The following is a 17,551-nucleotide window of genomic DNA, read 5'->3' on the forward strand; positions in this document are numbered from 1 at the left end:
ATTGAATAAGAAGGAGACACCATGGAAATGAATCTCTCTTTTAACTTAGAGAAGTTTCAGCATCTGATAGAGGGTAAGTTAGAGCATTGGTTAGTTGAAGCAATTAAACTTATCCCTAACCTGATTGTTGCTTTTGTTACGTTTCTTATTTTTATCTTTGTTGCCAACATAAGCGGCAAGTTGTTTAAAAGATTGAGCAATAGAGTTGTCGACTCTCAAGAAGTCATTAACTTACTGGCTTCTATTGTTAAGGTTACCATTGTTACTATTGGATTTTTTGTCGCGTTAGATTTTGTTGGGCTCCAAGGTACGGTTACATCGTTGCTTGCCGGTGCCGGTATTCTAGGTTTAGCTATCGGTTTTGCTTTTCAAGATATGACTGAGAACCTCATTTCAGGTATTACAATGAGTATTCGTAAACCTTTTAAAATTGGCGATGTTGTTGGTTCCAACGATGTCATGGGTACCATAGTCAAAATAAACTTACGAAATACACTGGTTGAAACGTTCTCTGGTCAACACGTCATGATTCCCAATAAGATGGTTTTCCGAAATATTTTGACGAACTACAGTCGAAAAGGACGAAGAAGGGTCGAGATCCCTGTGGGGATTTCCTACGCAGACTGTCCCAAAAGAGCCGCTGAGGTGATAACCAAAGCGATAAACCAAAAGTCTTATGTTAGTCGGAAAGAAGATACGACGGTTTACGCTTCAAGCTTTTCTGATAGTAGCGTTAACTTATTGGTTTGGTTTTGGATTGAGTACCCAGGAGGTTTTGGTTATATGGACGCAAAGCACGACGGTATTATAGCGGTTAAAGAGTCATTATCAGAGGCTGGAATGACAATACCGTTTCCGATTAGAACACTTGATTTTGATCCCAAAGGTGGTAAAAGTCTGTCTAGAATGATGACTGGGGCTGTCGATGACGCTTCCTAGAATAACATAGCGGTCCCTCTCGTAAAAAAGCGTCAAGGCAATATGCCTCGACGCTTTTTATTTTGAGTGATGTCAGAATTAGATCAGAATTAAACCTAGATTATTCCCACTGTTTAATGATTGTGTTGTAGGCTTTGATTCTCTTCTCAAGTTAATTAATCGTATCTATTTTAGATGGGTTATATCTGTTACAAATGCTTTGCTATCTCATCATTTTCAACTTGCAACGCCGCAACCCAATAGGAGAAAAAAGCAGACATATGTTGATTGTTAAACTTTCTAATAGTGTTTTTGAGGTAAGAAATTAGGCTTAAATTACTCTGGTACATATCGTTATAACTAACAATTAACGCAGGGGGCTGACTCAATATGTCATTGTCATTAACTTCATTGTTAATGCAGAACTTGGTGTTTACTTCGTTTATTAATGAACGTTCAACTTTTATAAATCGATTTGCAGCTCTTGCAATGTTCCCATGTGCTTTCTGTTCAATTAGGTCAACACATGAGAAGTAGTGATCTTTCAATGTACATAGTATTTTTTCTATGCCTTTATAGTGAATTACCTCAAGGGGATCATTGTCCTTTTTAAACAACATATCATTACTCCTTTTTATCTCAGTAGTATTTATAATTTCAGTTGATTTATAATAATTAAAATAAGCCTTTTCTTTGATTCTGATTTCCAACCATCATTCGCTAATAACTAATTCTGACGCATGTTGTGTATTTGGTCTCGACATGATTCCATTTCATTTTTTACCACTTTTAATCTTCTTCTCCCTTCTAAATCAGGGTTAGTTTCTAGCAGTGATTCAATGTCGGAAATGATCTTTGTCTCGACACCTTCTAGGTGCTTTAAATAGAGCTCTTGATTGTTTTTACCTTTTGTATCTTCCGCTTCAATACAGCGCTCTCTGGCATTTATCGTATAACTAGCGGGTATCTGTTCTTGATGTATTTTTGAGTAGTAAGTTAAAGATTGTAACTTTAACTCTGCACATTTCTTTACCGTGTAGATATCAAAAAGATTTTTTGCTATCTTTTCACTTCTTATGTTGGATATCGCTTTTTCGTAAATAATATTTCCACTTTTTATCAGGTTAACAATAGATAATATACTTTGGTTTCTCATGAATCCTCATTTGGTTCTAAGCTGTATTTGGTTTATTGCATTTTTTATGCCAATTAATAACCCTATATTCAGCTTGTTTCGTCTAAGGTTTTACTTTGTTTTTGTAAAAAATACATTAATAGATGTTTTCTAGTGAAATTATTACATTGATTAATGCCATTTATTAATGATATGGGAGCTTATCTTCAATTATTCTGGTACTTGTGAAAGTTGGCACGATGCTAGCATTGATTATTAAAGTAGCTAGAGATTAATATTATTCTCTGGCTTATGATAATCAAATAAGGAGAAAACTTATGCCAAAGTCAAACGCTAAAAATTCAGAAGCCAAACAACAAATTGAAGAAACTTATGAAAAAGCTGAAGAGGCCGCAGTAGAAGTTATCGAAAATGTGAAAGAGGCGGTCCATGAAACTCTCGAGGCCAGCTCTGAAAGTGTGAAGAACACGTCTGAGAAAGCGGAAAACATCATTAAAGAGCGTCCATTATTGAGTGTTGGCTGTGCGTTTCTCGCTGGTTGGGCTGTCTCGAAGTTAATCAAATAGCCATATATCAACATCGCAATTGAGAGAGCACCGTTATGCAGGTAAATAGTCAAAATGATCCAGTAAACTCTGCCAATGATAAATCGAGCGATCGTAAGGTGGATGATCTTAAACGTTCTGCTTCTGAGTTAAATGGATTGTGGAAAGACTTAGCTATATTACAGACACATACCCAGCAATGGTCTCAATCGACCTTAGAGCTTTTCTTATTGGAGTTTCGCAATAGTGTTGATGCATTTAAAAAGCGTCTTGTGTTTCAGCTCCTCTTTGTTGCGTTGTTACCGCTGTTTCTTTTTAGTATCGCCGTCGGTGCTGGAGTAGTGATCTACTACTTCACTTTGAATCTGTTAGCGGGTTACGGCGCGTTTATATTCACACTCGGTTTGATTCTAATATGCTTGGTACTTCGTTCTAGTTACTTAAAGCAATTTATAGGTTTTGGATGTACGAAAGAGCAATTGAAGGAGGGGTTACATGTCAGCACTCAAGAATCGACAAAGACAGATTCAAATGAAAAGACTTGAGGGGAGAAGTAGAGCTCGTCAAGTTGCACTTTGTATGGGACTTATTCGTCACAAAGGAAAAGAGTTTGTTCACAAGTACCCCTTGTATGCTCTTGGCATCACAGGCCTTGGTGTTGTAATTTTGAATCGAACTCATCGTTTTAAATCGTCTGTTTTTGGTTATAAACAGCTATCGCTAATACTTAATTTACTTAAGTAACCATCATTTTTAATTCAAGTTAGTGTTGGCTGACGGTATCGAGTGCCTGATTCAAATTGACGAAGCCTCAAAAAACAAAACCTCCTATTCATAGGAATAAAATGACATCAAAAAAATACAGTATTCTTAGACAACGAAGTGTGTTGCAAACTAGTTTTATGCTCCTTGCTGTTCTCATGATGTCTATTTTTACATTACATATCGCCAAGCCATTTTTGTTGCCAATCATCTTTGGTGCTTTTATTTCTTTGCTATGTAGCCCTCTAGTTAACTACCTTACTCGCTTCGGTATCCCTCGAGTCATTAACGTAATGGCTGTAATTATTGGTTTTATTGGCTTTGTTGTGATTAGTTTGAATATGTTGAGTGAGCCCGCTCAGCAATGGTGGTCAAAATTACCAATGTTGGTTGAGAATGTATCTAATGAAGTGAGTGAGGTTACTCAAAACAGTCGCTTAACTGACGCCACCGGGTTCTCCATGAGTAGTACTGTTACCAATGATGGGCTTACCAATAACACGGCTTTTTCCATTATAGAATCAGTGCTTACGACAACACCAACCATTGTTACTCAGTTGTTGGTTGCGTTTCTTATGGCGTATTTCATGATGAATTACGGTCGAAAAATTTATTCTCAAAGCTTATCTCTTTTTGAATGCTTTTCAGATAAGCGTAGGGCTGTTGAATTGGTTAAAGTTGTTCAAAAGGATTTGTCTCGTTACATAGGCGCCATCACCATCATTAATGTTTGCTTAGGACTCACTGTTGGCTTTGCTTTTTATATGATGGGATTGCAAGACCCTTTCCTTTGGGGCGCTTTTGCAGGCTTAATGAATTTTATCCCCTATCTTGGCCCGATGGTTTCAGTTACGTGCTTTGCTTTAGTCTCTTTTATACAGTTTGAGTCGTTTAGCTACGCATTGACGGTCGCTGCGATCTTCCTGGCGATTAATTTGATAGAAAGCCAATTGGTTACTCCTACATTACTGGGGAAAAGGTTTAGTCTCAATCCGCTGATTTTATTTGTATGGCTTGTATTTTGGGGTTGGCTATGGGGCTCTATGGGAATGCTAGTAGGGGTCCCATTACTTGTCTGTGTGAATGTATTTTTTGAACAGTTAAGACATCCAAGGTTGAATGCTCATAAAGGTCAGTAGAGCAGAAGTAAGCCTTGATAACCACTCAGCGTCACTTCTTTCACATAGTCTCCAATGTTGCCATTTGTATCGACGGGCCTCATTGGCTTGTTTAATGGAATACTGAGTTTCGGTGCCGAATAGAAGTCACGATTTTTACCATAGAAATCGGTTCGATAAAGTACGCGCCCATGCTCAAACTCTCTCGCGAGCACCATCTCTTGTGGGCCTCTCTCTACGATGTTTGTTTCCGATCGATAAAGAAAATAGGTATAGGTTGGTAACAGCTGAACCTTGCCGTTTGGCAGATCAGCATGCACAACTTGATGCTTGGTTGAATCGCCGACAATAGTGTAGTCACTGGGTGTTGAGTGTGTGGTCGAAAGCATCAACGGAATGGGCTCTAATTTATTCGGAATCCGGTTGGCTGGAAAGCCTAGGTCGATCTTGAGCAGTTGTGTCGGTCGGTAAGCCATGTTTTTCGGCACGCCACTCTTCCAAAAATTCTCTTCGGTAGTATTGCCGCTGCCATACACATAACTGCTATTCCATTGGTTAAAATAACTATGTTGTGGCTGGTAACTGAGGTAATAAATAGCGAGGGTTGAATACTGATCTTGTTGCCAGTTATCTTGGCTGTTACCTAGGTATTGAACGCGCCCATAGCGAGTAGTGGCTTGGAATATAACGTTTGAATCAGTGTTAGCTAACGCTGAGTTATCCCAAAACTTAGACAACCCGGCATAACCACTAAAGCCTGTAGAGGGGAATAAGTAGTGCTCCCTAAAGTACAGGTTTCCTGAGTCAATTAAGTGTGATTGCCCGTTTCGGCCATAAAGGTTGGCCGTTCCAATATTAAGGCCAATTGAAAGAGTGTCGTCGTTAGCTGATAACCGTTTGAGAAAGGCTGCGAATTGCGTTTTGTATTGCTTATCCGCTTCATTAGACCCTACGACAAGACCAAGCTCTTGAATGGTTCCTCCTGAATGAACCTCAAATTGATTGCTGCCAAGGAGTTTGTTGGTATCGTCGTTGTAGGCGCCATTGAGCCCCTGTTGCCCCCAATGTTTGGAATAGTAGTTTCGCATCAACATCAGTAGGTCTGGGTTAGCAAGGTTGGCCAATGACCATGATGAGTTTTGGTTCCACATTCGGCCGAAAGGAATGACGCGAGACTCCCAACGAAATCGAGCCGTAGCCAATTTGTTGTTCCTATTTTTATATTCAACAGGTGATAAATAGTTGTCTTGGTCGAGATCGGCTGATTGGTCAAAACCACGGATCTTGCGCCAATGCTTGGTTTCGTTTGGTGGTTGTGAATCTGTCTTTGAAGTCTGCAGATCTTTGAGTACGATTCTCGGGAAATAGTCCTTCAATTGAACTTGATTTAAGCGAGGGCGGATATCATTTGGGTTCCCTTGCCAGCGCACCCTAACAACGTATAAACGCCCGCCATCTCGAATAAACGTAGAACCAAAATACTGACCCCCACCATAACTCTGACCACTTCCATCGTGAGTATTTGCTCTTACCCAGTTAGATGGGACTCGCCAGTTTACGGCTTGGTTTCGGGTCATGTTGTTCGTGTTATCTTCCGTTACAACGACGTTAGACCATGCCGTGACTTTGCCCTCAATGTTTATCGATGATGGATACTCAATCTGAAACTCTCCGCCCTGTGCAAAGTGTGAAAATTCGAATGCTAAGTGATTGAATTTTTCAGAGTGATAAACGTAGAGAGCGCCACCTTTGTCGAAATATTCAAACACATCAGCATCCCAAGGTGGTGGTTGATAAAGAGCAAAGCCCGCGTGCTTTTCATCAGCGGTATAGCCGATAATCATAGGTTTGCGATTTAAAGTGGTATTGGCGCCGTGACTCGTATCAGGCTCTGCCAGAATCGTGTCTTCTGAAAAGTGTAGGAAAAAATCTTCGTAATCAATGCCATTTCGCTCTGCGGCGTTTCTAATTTCGTTTTCTAATTCTCCTGAATTCAGATCCAATTTTTGGTTGTACATATAACCAATCGCGCTGACGCTTTCGTTATCATTTTTATCGGCGTAAGCCCCAAACACTAAGTCACTATTGTTGACCTCCCAATCGATCACCTCTCTGGCTGATAAGGGGGAGCCATGTAAATTGAACCCATTCTCATGTTGGCTTGGTAGCACAATGGTATAGCTTGCCAAGCTGGTGTTTGAAGACACAAGGCATGTGAAGGGAAGGGCCAATAGTAGTCGAGTACGGTGTTTTTTCATCAAGCTTCCTAGTCACAATGGGAGCGATTTAATATCAGCCAAATTAAGCATCTCACGCTATGTCAGTGTAGCAAAGCACGGTATTGGGGTTCGGTGTAAATCGGGAGGTTAGCTCGAATAGATATCAGCATGTAGCTTCTAACTTGACAGTTTGGAGGTTACTAACAACTATTAAGTTGATGATTTTAAATCCGTAATCCATTGGTTCACCTAAGGTGAATGACTAAGGAAGTAGGTGCGGGTGTTTTATGATGTTCAATATGACTGAACTCGATAAATAAGGAGGGGATGCCCCTTATGATGTCTTTACTGTTTTTGTTATTACTTGTAGCGATGATATGTGCTTTTTTTGGTACAAAGACCGCTGCGTATGGCTTTTTCGCTAGCTCAGTGATCCTTGGTTTGTATTGGTTCAATCATCATGCGACTGATCCACTCTCGATCTTATTGTAAGGAGCTAACATGAATCGAAATCAGTTAACTCTCTTGAATACGCTTGGCCTGTTAGGCATGACAGCCGTTTTATTGATCGGCTTTGTTCTGCAGTTCGTGTTAAATGAACTTCCTTGTCCTTTGTGTTTGTTGCAGCGCATTGGTTTTGTGATGGTGGCGTTTGGCTTCATGCTGAATGTGGTTTATGGGCCTCAATCTCGTCACTATGGCGTCATTCTGATTGGCGCTTTGTATGGTGTGGCCACATCGCTAAGACAAGTCTCTTTGCACGTAATTCCCGGAACTCCAGGCTACGGCAGTCCTATTTTGGGAATGCACTATTACACATGGGCATTTGTACTATTTGTGGCGACGATTCTTGCTGTGTCGGTTATTTTGATGCTGACCAATAAGACCGAATCTCATGAACCATACAAGATGGGTAATTTCGGGCGGATTGTGTGTCTTCTGGCAATCGCGGTGGTGGCCTTGAATGCTATTGCTACGTTTGTGGAGTGTGGGCCATATCAGTGTCCGGATAACCCGGTGAGCTATTGGTTACTCAATCAAGGTGCGAGTTAGAAAAATGGTGCTTTGAGAGAGCGATTAAAGAGCAACTGGCAAAAGAAAAGCCACAGCGTTCGCTGTGGCTTTGTCGTTAGTGTTGTGGAGTTTATTACCGTCAGCAATTAGCTAGAGTGGTGCAATCCATTCCAAACGATGTCGCGGTAACGTGTTTGGTTGGTGTCGCCTTCCGTGCTGAAGAGCATGATGGTTGCGTCTTCATTTAAGCCTAGAGTGTCACGCGTTGCTTGGTCTGCGCCCTCTCGACAAAGTTGGTAAAGAAGACCTAGTGTAATCGCACCTGACTCACCGCTGATGATTTGGCTGTCACCTTGTAGTGGGTTACCTAGAACACGCATCCCGTTTGCTGAAATACTGTCATCAACCGAGATAAAGTAGTTACTACAATCACGCAATACTGGCCATGTCACTGGGTTTGGTTCTCCACACGCAAGGCCCGCCATGATTGAGTTCAACTCACCGGTTACGTTGACCATTTCGCCTTTCTCGCCTGAGCGGAAAATACAATCTGCGGCTGCTGGCTCTGCAATGATGGTTTCAAATGTATCTGCGCCTAGCTTGTCTGCAAGGTAGCCTAATATGCCGCCTGCCATTGCACCTACACCAGCTTGTAAGAATACGTGAGTTGGAGCGCTAAACTCTTGCTCTTGAACTTGCTCGACGGCTTCGTCTGCCATGGTCATGTAACCTTGAGAGATCCATGTTGGGATCTCTTCATAGCCATCCCATGCTGTGTCTTGTACTAGCATCCAACCGTTATCTTGAGCGGTTTGGTTTGCCATGCGTACCGTGTCGTCGTAGTTAACTTCCGTCACGATGCATTCTGCACCTAAACCTTGAATGCGGTTAACACTGGCTTGAGACGAGCCTTTTGGCATATAAACCACAGCTTTTTGGCCCATTTCACGAGCCGCCCACGCGACACCAGTGCCATGGTTACCCGCTGTTGCTGTCGTAAATACAAGTGGCTTATCCAGTTTTGAAGCAACGGTTTTAAGGTTGATCTCAGAGATGTCGATACCAAGATGTTTTGCCAGTTGACGACCTAGAGCGTAAGAGCCACCTAGCACTTTAAATGCATTCAACCCAAAACGCTTAGATTCGTCTTTTACTAGGATCGCTTTAACACCAAGGTGATTAGCAAGATTAGGAAGAGAGACAAGTGGCGTTGGTTGGTAACCTTCGATCTGACGGTGAAACTCACGCGCTTGTTGCGCTTGAGATGCAGTGAATAGCTCGCAAACTTGTCCAGTGTAAAATGAATTTTTTGATAGTTTTAACATAGGGCACACTTAGATACAGGCAGAGGAATTAAAGGCCATCAAGCGATGTTCAATGACCTTACTTTGTCGTTAATAACATTACATAGTTATTTTTTGCTATACGCAGTCACTAAAAGCAATACGTGATTACTTGATGTAAGCGATCGCTTCAACTTCGACTAGTGCGTCTTTTGGCAAACGAGCGGCTTCAACACAAGAGCGTGCTGGCGCGTTCTCTGTACCAAATACTTCCGTGTACACCTCGTTAAATGCAACGAAGTTTTCCATATCAGATAGGAAACATGTGGTCTTAATAACAGTGTCCAGTGAACCACCGCTTTGCTCTAGTACAGCTTTCAAATTTTCTAGTGACATACGAGCTTGCTCTTTAATGCCACCTTCAACAAACGCCATTGTTTTTGCATCAAGAGGCAGCTGACCAGAAGTGAAAATAAGGTCTTTGAATGCCATGCCTTGAGAGTATGGGCCGATTGCTGCAGGTGCTAGATCTGTATGGATTTTTGTTTTCATTTCATTTCTCTTTATAGGATTTTTAAGCTCTAAACTCGCGGATATATTTATAGATAGCGTGGCGAGTTATACCAAGACGTTCAGATACGAATGCTGTCGCCTCTTTCAATTCGAAAATACCATTCTCAAGCAATAGCTTGGTAATGGCTTTGTTTCGACCTTTCAAGTTGACTGACTCATCGTTGTCGACTTCAAAAATAGCGTGCTCAAGTGCTTGCTCAATCACTTCTGTTGTTGAAGCTCCAAAGTTCTCATGCACACCCACAGGGGCATGAGCAATGTCCGGCATTAAAGTTTTTATGATCTCAGGAAACGGGTGAGACAAATTCATGTTGATACAGAATAGTCCAATCGGTTTGCCATTTTCTCCAGCTAGCACACAGGTCGTAGATTTAAGCAGTGACCCATCTTTGCTGGTGGTGAAGTAACTCTTTGGCGTGACCTCACCAGTGCTCTCAAACACACTCAGCATTTTCAGCCCTAGATCGGTGATAGGTGACCCTACTTCTCGACCTGTGTGATGACCGTTCACGATCTTCACCACTGATTTTTCAAAGCTCTCGAATGAGTGAATCACTACCTCACAATGCGGACCAATAAAGTCGGCAATAGTTTCGGCTAAGCGAAAGTTCAGTGCGAGATGCTCTCTGTCATTGTCGGTGAATTCTACGTTAAACGATTTATATGCTGATGCGTTCATTTTAGACCACTGTTGTTAACTTTAATTGCCTTTCATTATCTTTGGTTACTCGATGGATTTCAAGTTGCCAATTAACTTTCTGTAACTATAAAACTATACACTCGCTCCTTGCACAAGCCTAAAGTTACAAATAAGTACCTAAAATTGATCAAAATCAACAAAAATTCTGGTTTTAGATGCGTTTGGGTCACTATAGTTAACTGTGAGATTGTGGTCACATTATTTAACTGAAATGTCAGTAAGATGCTCATCGTAACGTAAACAAAATTGAACTATAGGGTCGGTTCGTAATTGCTGACCCAACAATAATAATTAGAGGCCCCAATGACTAACTACCTAAACCGAGGCTTTGAACAAGCTGAGTTTGAAAACAGAACATCACGCGCTCAAAAAGTTATGCATGAGATGAAGCTAGACGCGATGATTTTTACTACGGAACCAAACGTTCGCTATTTTACTGGTTTTCACACTCAGTTTTGGCACAGCCCAACTAGACCATGGTTCGTTGTTATCCCAGCAGAAGGTAAACCTATTGCTATTGTTCCTGAGATTGGTGCTAGCGGTATGGCAGGAACATGGGTTGAGAACATCATTACTTGGCCTTCACCAAGGCCAGAAGATGACGGCATTAGCTTGGTTGCAAGCACGTTGAACTCTTTACCTTGTCGTCACGGCAGAGTTGGCGCGACATTAGGGATTGAGTCTCACTTGCGTATGCCAGTAAATAACTACCTCAAATTAACCACCATGGTTAAGAAAGATTTTGTTGATGTGTCATTAGCGATGCATGAGCTTCGTCAGATTAAATCACAAGCTGAAATAGAAAAAACTCGCGAAATCTGTCGTATTACCAATGTGGGCTTTAGCAAAATTCCTGGGTATGCAAAAGCCGGCATGACCGAGCGTGAAATCTGTAAACAGTTCCGTATCGATATGTTGTTAGAAGGTGCAGATGAATGTCCTTACATCATCGCAGGCTCAGGACCTGATGGTTATGACAGCATCATCATGGGTCCTACCGATCGCATTATTGAACCGGGAGATGTGTTGATCATCGATACGGGTGCTGTACGCGATGGTTACTTCTCTGATTTCGACCGTAACTGGGCATTTGGTCATGCGAGTGAGCAAACCAAAGCGGCATACCGCGCTACTTACGAAGCGACCACGAAAGGCTTCGAGGCAGCGAAACCGGGCGCAACCACGACTGACATCTACAACGCGATGTGGGGAGTACTAGAAGCTAATGGTGCATTGGGTAACGACGTTGGTCGTCTAGGTCATGGATTAGGTATGGAACTGACAGAGCGTCCGTCTAACACCGCTACCGACAACACAGTACTTAAGCCTGGCATGGTGATGACGCTAGAACCGGGCATGGTTTACGCACCGGGTAAGTCGATGGTTCACGAAGAGAACATCGTGATTACTGAAGACGGCGCTGAATGGTTGAGCGAACGAGCTGAACCAGAACTGATCATTATTTAGCTAAAAATTTAGCACCGTACAAATTTAACACCCTACAAAAGCTGACTCTGGATTCTGGAGTCAGCACATAAAAACTATAAAAATACGAGTTTCTCATGCAAACAATAGAACAGTTTCGACAATTTGAAATCCCATTACAGCACGTTCAGGCTCCAAGGATTGGTCGAGTTCATATCGGTTTAGTGCAACTAAGTACTGACCACTCTTTAGAGATGGACTGGGCAAAATTACTGGGCACACAAGCAGGAGTGTTTAGCTCCCGTGTTTATTACAGCAGCGAAATGACTCCAGAAGCGCTCGACCAAATTGCGGTTGGTATCAGTGAAGCATCCGATCTAATAGCGACGGGTTTACCCATGGATGTCATGGCGTTTGGTTGCACTTCAGCTTCTATCATTATCGGTGAAGAAAAAGTCGCTAACCTTCTTACACAAAATCGCGGTGATATTCCCGCAACCAACCCATGGACAGCTGCTCAAGCCGCATTTAAGCACTTGGGTGCAAAGAAAGTTGCCGTGTTTTCCCCCTACCCAACAGAAGTGAATTTCCCTCTTTATCAACAACTGACTGCCGCTGGCTTTGAAGTCCCTGTTTTAGGTTCACTTGGCATTGAGAAAGACACTGACATCACGACGGTTTCAAAGGAATCGATGATGGAAGCGTTGAGCAAAATGTTGCCGGGCTCTGGTGCCGATGTGGTGTTTATGTCTTGCACCAACCTTCGTGTTCTTGACCACATTCAAGAGATTGAAGATCGATTTGGTATCCCAGTCGTGTGCAGCAACTCTGCGATGTTCTGGCACTGCATGCACTTAGTCGGCAACAAAGCTCAATGTCCAGGTTACGGACAATTGCTAAATCAATAGCAACCAATGAATAAAGGAATTTTAAGATGAGTAATACAACTAAAGGTTGGTTAGCTGCCATTTTCATTGGCATGCTTTGGGGTATTCCGTGGATCGTAGGGACACCTATTTTAGAAGTAATGGACGCACAAGTCTTGGTATGGGTTCGCTATACCGTCGCTTTCATTACTCTGTTTGTGATTATCCAAGTCAGCAATGCGATGGGTAAACCACAGAAAAAAGTCGATTTTAAACTTAATTGGACAAACCGACACGACATCTTCTGGGCGGCATGTTGCGGCATTATTGGTCAAGGTGCTTTCAGTTTTCTATCGTTCCTATCTCTTGATTACATTACCGCTTCAGAAAACGGCGTGATCCAAGGCCTTATCCCAATCATCATTTTGTGTGTCGGTTTCCTTCGCCACGGCGAGCGTTTTACACCACTACAAATCTTGGCAGCTGTTGGCGCCTTCGTTGGTGTCGCTATTTTGGTCATGGACCCTTCTGTTGAAGGCAGCGGGTTTAACATTGGTCACTTGATCTGTCTGGGTAGTGCCGCGAGCTTCTCTACGATGGCTTACGCTCGTGCCAAGCTTGCTGAGAAATATGGTTCAGTAGCGACGATGTATCACCAGTTTGTTTTTGCGGCAATTGGCTTCGGTCTTTACCTACTGGTTGTCGGCGCCGATTTCTCTTCAGCTCTCGGTATTTTCAGTTCTCCACTTCGTATGGCTTGTATTGCAATTCTGGGTGTGGGTATTTCAGGTATCAGCTACCTAATCTACATCTATGCAATGGCACGAGTTGGCGTAGACGGAACGGGTATGGCACTTAACTTGATGCCTCTGTCTTCTTTCGTCCTGGCTGTGTTTGCTCTCGGTGAAGCGGTGACGCCAATGCGACTACTAGCGATAGCCGTAGTTATTGGTTCGATGATGATGTTCATGAAGTTTGGCAAGGCGAAGAAAAAAGTGCCTCAGCTGAAAACGGCGACGGAAGCGAATTAACCACTAGTTTCTACATGTAAATCATGAATATTCAGGCGTTGTTCTGCACCGCCGTTATCAAAAATTATGGAAGATAGACAGATGAACACAACAAACAGAGACACATTTTTAGGATGGACTGCTGCCATTGCTGTTGCCTGTATCTGGGGCGTAACTGGGGTTGTATCAAAGCCACTTTCTATAGCGGTTGACCCGATGACATTGGTATTTTTCCGCTACGTTACCGCGGTAATTGGCCTTTCCATCATTTTCTTTTTTACATCACGTAGCAAAAGCTTGAGCGCTGACTTAGGTTCTTCATTGAAGATCGATACCAAAGATATTGGTCGCATTGCGCTTTGTGGCATCGTTGGACAAGGGGTGTTTTCACTGTTTAACTTCCTTTCTCTGTCTCACATTGGTGCGACTGAAAACGGTGTTATTCAAGGCATGCAGCCGTTCGCGACGGTTTTCTTTGGCATGATGTTTATGAACTTCCGCATGAACAAGATTCAGTGGGGTGCTTTTATTGCCTCTGCGGTATGTATCTATGCGATGAGTGTTGGTCCAACAAACTCCATTGAAGGTGGTACACCACTACTAGGCTATGTTTACGTGACGTGTTCAATGCTGGCGCTAGCGTGGACTGCTCACTTACGAGCGAGCCTGGCGGATAAATATGGCTCAGTCGTTTCTATGCTGTACCAATATATTTCAGTTGCTGTCATGGGCATTATTGTTGTGATCACCATGGGGTTAGACTTATCTCAGATCTACATCATATTCTCTAGCCCATTGTTGATTGCTCTGCTTATTTTCTTAGGTACAGGTATCTCTGGTGGTAGCTACTTGATTCAACTTTATTCCTTCAAACGTATTGGTGTAGAGAAAGCGACAATGGCTCTTAACCTAATGCCTTTGGTTGGTTATTTGGTGGCGGTACTAACACTAGGCGAACAGATGGCTCTGGGAAAAACCATTATCGTGTCACTGATTGTTGTAGCACTTTACGTATTCACTAAGTTCGAAACGAAACAAGAAGAGCAGACTACGGAAAGATTGCCTAGCAATAAAAAAGCAACACCGGAAGCGAGCTAAATGATGAAATCTGTGACTAAAGGTTGGATGGCGGCGATTGGCGTAGGGTTGTTATGGGGTTCTGAGGGCGCATTAGCTACCTTGCCATTACAAACCATTGATGCGCGATTGTTGGTGTGGTTACGCTACATGATGGCATTCTTTGTCTTATCTTTAGTCCTGATTTTCTCAGCAATGCTCCACAAGAAAACTCAAAGCAAACCGAAGTTGGCGTTTAGTTGGGCTAATCGGAGCGAACTATTCAAGTTGTTGGTGTGCGGTGTTGTTGGCCAAGGTTTGTTTAGCTTTCTTTCGTTTCTCTCGTTGGACTATATTTCACTGTCAGAAAATGGCGTCATTCAGGGACTTGTTCCCATCGCTATCTTAGCGATAGGTCAGCTTTTTTACGGCGCTCGATTTACTCGCATGCAAATCGTCTCTAGCGGAATTGCTTTGGTTGGCGTCACCATGTTAGTGCTCGCTCCTCCGTTTACTTCTCAAGATAGAGGGGTAAATATCGGGCACCTGATTTGTCTATTGAGTGTGCTGAGCTTTGCATCGGTGACTCATTTGCGAGCTCAGCTTGCAGAAAAATACGGTGCAACTTGCACCATGCATTATCAATTTGGTTTTGCGGCGGTTGGATTTTTCATTTATCTACTGGTTTCAGGCATTGATGTACCAAGTCTGTTACTGGTAATTCGCCCTTCTTGGTCGTTACTCTGCATTATTGTGTTGGGTGGCTTTGTATCAGGACTGGGCTACATCGCATACATATACGGCATAGAGCGTGTTGGTGTTGAAGGCAGCAGTATGGCTTTAAATCTCATTCCTATGTCTGCATTTTTCATCGCTGTTTTGGTGTTTGGAGAACCCATCACACTTTTTAGGGCGCTGGCTGTGGGCTTGATTATTGTAGCAATGACGCTGTTTGCGGCATCTAACAAGTCCCGCGAGATGACATCTAAAACAGTTTTAACAAATTAATTTTAAGTATTTATTGGAGTTTCCATGACTAACATTGCCAACGTTACAGAATGGCGCCGCCATTTACATCAGTACCCAGAATTTGGTACTGAAGAGTTCATCACATCTGAATTCGTAGCGAACAAGCTCGAAGAGTTCGGCATTGAAGTTCACCGCGGTATTGGCGGGACAGGTGTGCTTGGAATTCTGAAAAATGGCACAAGCGATCGCTCGATTGGTCTACGTGCGGACATGGATGCCCTGCGTATTCATGAAAAGAACACTTTTTGTCACGCTTCAAAGCATGAAGGAGCGATGCACGCTTGTGGACATGATGGCCATACCGCGATGCTACTGGGTGCGGCGCAAGAGTTGGCAACCAAGAAGCATTTCGATGGCACTGTATACTTCATTTTTCAACCAGATGAAGAGCGAGGTACAGGAGCGAAAGCGATGATCGCTGATGGCCTGTTCACTCGTTGGAATATGGATGCAATTTACGCTATGCATAACTTACCGGGTATCCCTGAAGGTAAATTTGTGACTCGTCCAAGCTCGCTCATGGCAAGTGAAAGCAGTTTTGAAATTGTGATCAAAGCGACGGGCGGCCACGCGGCGATGCCACACATGGGAACCGATCCGATTGTGGTTGGTGCTCAAGTGGTCACTGCACTGCAAACCATCGTTTCGCGTCATTTGAGCGCCATTGATGAGACGGCTGTTATCTCGGTGACTAACTTTGTTACTAACGGTACTGTCAATGTGATTCCTTCGCAAGTGACTATTTCTGGTGATACTCGCAGCTTCACCGATCAAGCATTGCACAAGATTGAGAAAGCGATTGAGCGTGTCGTCGCTGGCCAGTGCATGTCAGCAGATGTTGATTACCAATACCACTTCAACAACAGCTTTCTATCAACGATTAATACTCCGGAAGAGACTGCTCATGCGGTAAAAGCAGCACAGGCGGTTGTCGGTGAAGATAATGTGAATGGAGCTTGTGAACGCTTCACCATCAGTGAGGATTTCTCGTTCATGTTACGCGAAGTAAAAGGGTGTTATGTGTTAGTTGGAAATGGTGTTGGTGAGTGTGGAGGCACTGCTCTTCATAACCCGCACTATGATTTTAACGATAATATTTTGGAACACGGTGTTGGGTTTTGGAAGACGCTTGTAGAGCAACAATTGTCACAGTAAATTGAAGAAAATAGAGCGAGAGGTTAACCTCTCGCTCTATTTGTATGCAATGCGTTCTCAAATTGGTGAACGATTTGGCTGACTTGGTTTGTTTAGCTTAACGATTCACCTGCTCAACAACCTCGCGTGTTAGGCGCGCGATCTCGTCCCACTTACCGTTTTCAACCAGCTTCTTGTCGACCATCCATGTACCACCGCAGGCTAATACTTGAGGCACTGCTAAGTAGTTATCGATGTTTGATGGCGTAATGCCGCCTGTAGGCATTAGTCGAATATCGCCGTATGGGCCAACGAGCGATTTCACCATGCTGATGCCGCCAGATGCTTCTGCTGGGAAGAACTTCAAGGTTGTTAGGCCCATCTCTAATGCCGCTTCAACGGTGCTTGGATTGTTCACACCTGGAATGATATCGATGCCGATCTCTTGGCATGCTTTAACTGTGTTCGGGTTAAAGCCCGGTGATACCACAAACGTTGCGCCCGCTTCTTTTGCTGCGAGTGCTTGCTTATGGTTCAAGATGGTGCCCGCGCCGATCAGCATGTCAGGCTGTGCTTGGCGAAGCAGTCGGATAGCTTTAACAGCGGCGTCTGAACGGAACGTAATTTCAGCGGCGGGAAGCCCATTCTCAGCCAATACTTTGCCTAGAGGGATAATATCCTCTGCGTTATCAATGGCGATAACAGGGATAACTTTAAGTGCTTTTAGCTGTTCGTTAATTGTAGACATGGGTTTACTTCTTAAT

Annotated in this window: 20 protein-coding genes; 13 read left to right on the top strand and 7 right to left on the bottom strand. The window is 43.1% G+C overall.

Translation table 11 applies throughout. From position 1 onward, the window contains the following. Positions 1 to 21: 21 nt before the first annotated feature. Positions 22 to 939: a mechanosensitive ion channel family protein gene (locus AB4249_RS11280; RefSeq protein ID WP_016797856.1), complete on the top strand. Its 918-nt coding sequence runs from the start codon at positions 22 to 24 to the stop codon at positions 937 to 939. 188 nt (positions 940 to 1,127) lie between these two features. On the opposite strand, the gene AB4249_RS11285 is transcribed toward AB4249_RS11280, so the two are convergent. Together AB4249_RS11285 and AB4249_RS11290 are read right to left on the bottom strand one after the other, a co-directional pair. Then, positions 1,128 to 1,538, bottom strand: a complete 411-nt coding sequence (locus AB4249_RS11285) for a hypothetical protein (RefSeq protein WP_010431943.1) — start codon at positions 1,536 to 1,538, stop codon at positions 1,128 to 1,130. 107 nt (positions 1,539 to 1,645) lie between these two features. Then, positions 1,646 to 2,074, bottom strand: coding sequence for a DUF2383 domain-containing protein (locus AB4249_RS11290; protein WP_372103150.1), 429 nt, complete (start codon positions 2,072 to 2,074; stop codon positions 1,646 to 1,648). A gap of 296 nt (positions 2,075 to 2,370) precedes the next feature. Here AB4249_RS11290 and AB4249_RS11295 point away from each other — a divergent pair, with 296 nt between their 5' ends. From AB4249_RS11295 to AB4249_RS11310, 4 genes are all read left to right on the top strand, one after another. Further along, positions 2,371 to 2,619, top strand: a complete 249-nt coding sequence (locus tag AB4249_RS11295) for a hypothetical protein (RefSeq protein ID WP_010431939.1) — start codon at positions 2,371 to 2,373, stop codon at positions 2,617 to 2,619. 35 nt (positions 2,620 to 2,654) lie between these two features. Then, positions 2,655 to 3,143: a hypothetical protein gene (locus AB4249_RS11300; RefSeq protein ID WP_017065203.1), complete on the top strand. Its 489-nt coding sequence runs from the start codon at positions 2,655 to 2,657 to the stop codon at positions 3,141 to 3,143. After that, a complete protein-coding gene (locus AB4249_RS11305; RefSeq protein ID WP_016795981.1) occupies positions 3,130 to 3,342 on the top strand; it encodes a hypothetical protein in 213 nt (70 codons plus the stop codon). Before AB4249_RS11300 ends, AB4249_RS11305 begins: the two co-directional genes overlap by 14 nt. A 101-nt stretch (positions 3,343 to 3,443) precedes the next feature. Then, entirely contained in the window at positions 3,444 to 4,499 is a 1,056-nt protein-coding gene (locus AB4249_RS11310; protein ID WP_372103153.1) for an AI-2E family transporter, read from the top strand. Here AB4249_RS11310 and AB4249_RS11315 read toward each other — a convergent pair. Further along, entirely contained in the window at positions 4,493 to 6,736 is a 2,244-nt protein-coding gene (locus AB4249_RS11315) for a hypothetical protein (RefSeq protein ID WP_372103156.1), read from the bottom strand. The two genes, AB4249_RS11310 and AB4249_RS11315, sit on opposite strands and share 7 nt — an antisense overlap. Positions 6,737 to 7,033: 297 nt before the next feature. Between AB4249_RS11315 and AB4249_RS11320 the strand changes: the two genes are divergently transcribed. After that, positions 7,034 to 7,189: a DUF5993 family protein gene (locus AB4249_RS11320; RefSeq protein ID WP_004732395.1), complete on the top strand. Its 156-nt coding sequence runs from the start codon at positions 7,034 to 7,036 to the stop codon at positions 7,187 to 7,189. 9 nt (positions 7,190 to 7,198) lie between these two features. Then, entirely contained in the window at positions 7,199 to 7,750 is a 552-nt protein-coding gene (locus AB4249_RS11325; protein WP_004732394.1) for a disulfide bond formation protein B, read from the top strand. A 107-nt stretch (positions 7,751 to 7,857) separates the two neighbouring features. Here the strand turns inward: AB4249_RS11325 and dpaL are convergent, their stop codons facing one another. The 3 genes from dpaL to AB4249_RS11340 form a co-directional block, all read right to left on the bottom strand. Then, entirely contained in the window at positions 7,858 to 9,036 is a 1,179-nt protein-coding gene (gene dpaL, locus AB4249_RS11330) for a diaminopropionate ammonia-lyase (protein WP_004732392.1), read from the bottom strand. Between the two features lie 126 nt (positions 9,037 to 9,162). Next, the gene (locus AB4249_RS11335) at positions 9,163 to 9,546 is read right to left on the bottom strand and encodes a RidA family protein (protein ID WP_004732389.1); all 384 of its coding nucleotides are present in this window, start codon (positions 9,544 to 9,546) and stop codon (positions 9,163 to 9,165) included. Between the two features lie 22 nt (positions 9,547 to 9,568). Next, positions 9,569 to 10,246, bottom strand: a complete 678-nt coding sequence (locus AB4249_RS11340) for a transcriptional regulator (protein ID WP_017068123.1) — start codon at positions 10,244 to 10,246, stop codon at positions 9,569 to 9,571. A gap of 324 nt (positions 10,247 to 10,570) precedes the next feature. On the opposite strand from AB4249_RS11340, the gene AB4249_RS11345 reads away from it, so the two are divergent. The 6 genes from AB4249_RS11345 (at position 10,571) to AB4249_RS11370 (ending at position 16,808) form a co-directional block, all read left to right on the top strand. Continuing rightward, complete coding sequence (locus tag AB4249_RS11345; RefSeq protein WP_017068124.1) at positions 10,571 to 11,734, top strand: Xaa-Pro peptidase family protein; 1,164 nt, start codon at positions 10,571 to 10,573, stop codon at positions 11,732 to 11,734. A 95-nt stretch (positions 11,735 to 11,829) separates the two neighbouring features. Beyond that, positions 11,830 to 12,600 carry an aspartate/glutamate racemase family protein gene (locus tag AB4249_RS11350; RefSeq protein ID WP_017068125.1) on the top strand — a complete coding sequence of 257 codons (771 nt, stop codon included), beginning with the start codon at positions 11,830 to 11,832 and terminating at the stop codon, positions 12,598 to 12,600. Between the two features lie 26 nt (positions 12,601 to 12,626). Beyond that, positions 12,627 to 13,589, top strand: a complete 963-nt coding sequence (locus AB4249_RS11355) for a DMT family transporter (RefSeq protein WP_372103159.1) — start codon at positions 12,627 to 12,629, stop codon at positions 13,587 to 13,589. Between the two features lie 81 nt (positions 13,590 to 13,670). Next, positions 13,671 to 14,666 (top strand): DMT family transporter, encoded by a 996-nt coding sequence (locus AB4249_RS11360; RefSeq protein WP_017068127.1) that lies wholly within the window; start codon positions 13,671 to 13,673, stop codon positions 14,664 to 14,666. After that, positions 14,667 to 15,632 carry a DMT family transporter gene (locus tag AB4249_RS11365; protein WP_017068128.1) on the top strand — a complete coding sequence of 322 codons (966 nt, stop codon included), beginning with the start codon at positions 14,667 to 14,669 and terminating at the stop codon, positions 15,630 to 15,632. 24 nt (positions 15,633 to 15,656) lie between these two features. Continuing rightward, complete coding sequence (locus tag AB4249_RS11370; protein ID WP_017072481.1) at positions 15,657 to 16,808, top strand: M20 aminoacylase family protein; 1,152 nt, start codon at positions 15,657 to 15,659, stop codon at positions 16,806 to 16,808. A gap of 97 nt (positions 16,809 to 16,905) precedes the next feature. Here the strand turns inward: AB4249_RS11370 and AB4249_RS11375 are convergent, their stop codons facing one another. Then, positions 16,906 to 17,535 (bottom strand): bifunctional 4-hydroxy-2-oxoglutarate aldolase/2-dehydro-3-deoxy-phosphogluconate aldolase, encoded by a 630-nt coding sequence (locus tag AB4249_RS11375; protein ID WP_372103164.1) that lies wholly within the window; start codon positions 17,533 to 17,535, stop codon positions 16,906 to 16,908. Positions 17,536 to 17,551 lie beyond the last annotated feature (16 nt).

The sequence above is a fragment of the Vibrio sp. 10N.261.55.F4 genome, assembly GCF_041470465.1.
Lineage (GTDB): Bacteria > Pseudomonadota > Gammaproteobacteria > Enterobacterales > Vibrionaceae > Vibrio > Vibrio crassostreae_C.